1 pseudogene is annotated in these 874 nt (G+C 52.3%); it reads right to left on the bottom strand.

Features of this window, described 5'->3' with window-relative positions:
- Nucleotides 1-345: 345 nt before the first annotated feature.
- Nucleotides 346-874 (bottom strand): annotated as a pseudogene (locus DVK07_RS19840) (hypothetical protein); the annotation flags it as partial.

Below are 874 nucleotides of genomic sequence, written 5' to 3'. Positions count from 1 at the left end.
GATAATCACACAGTGTAATAACACCTGAAGACAAAAAATAGCTCCTCTGGAACACACAAGCAGGTTTCGTGTGCTGAATACATCCTCTGGGCCTTGTTTAGACGCTCCTGAATGTGTCGGGTAGTGGCTATGTGAGGTGAACAATCCATCCAAGAAAGCCTCTCGAACCGATTTCGTTGTTTGAATAAACGCCGAAGAGGACGGTCTGCACCGCGTCTAAACAAGGCCCATCCTCTGTATCTCGCACGCCGGTCGTGTCAGTTCCTAAGGATTTCAACAGAGCCATCTCTACTGAACTGATCGATCCAGACATTACGCAGTAAATTGGTTGCCTCTGCCACACTGTCACACAATTCCCAATCCGTTTGCTAGCGCGAGGCTGCCGAGGGCCGCAAATCCACCCGCCACCAGTACGTACTTCGGAATCTGGTAGCGAAGACTGCGGTTGAATTCATCAAATCCTTGGTCGGAAAGCACCAGCGGTACTTTGTCACTTCCCTGGAGCACGGGAGTGCCTTGATCGACGGAAACTTCTCCGCAGACCGCTAGCACCTCGCCGTCGAGGATGGCTCTCGCCTCAAAATACTCGTCGTCAGGGATTTCTTCGGGTCCGTCCGCATCGAAGATGTACTCCATAATGGGAGTGGGGTTGACAGTCCAGTGTTCTTCCAGATGGATGTATGGCGATCCCCAACTACGCTTCGACAGCCCGGTCGATACTGTCCACTCAGGAGATACTGTTGTGATGTCGGTGCTGTCGTGGGTCTCGGTCATCCAGTCTGTGTCGATCGGAATCTCACGGCGACCGTAGTCGACGGTAAACGTCCCGGACTGAATCCCGGATTCATACGTAATCAGATTCATATCCGCTTCG

Origin of the sequence: Halorubrum sp. Atlit-26R (genome assembly GCF_003666015.1) — an archaeon.
In the GTDB taxonomy this organism is placed as follows: Archaea; Halobacteriota; Halobacteria; order Halobacteriales; family Haloferacaceae; genus Halorubrum.
This window is presented reverse-complemented; position numbering and strand designations above follow the sequence as displayed.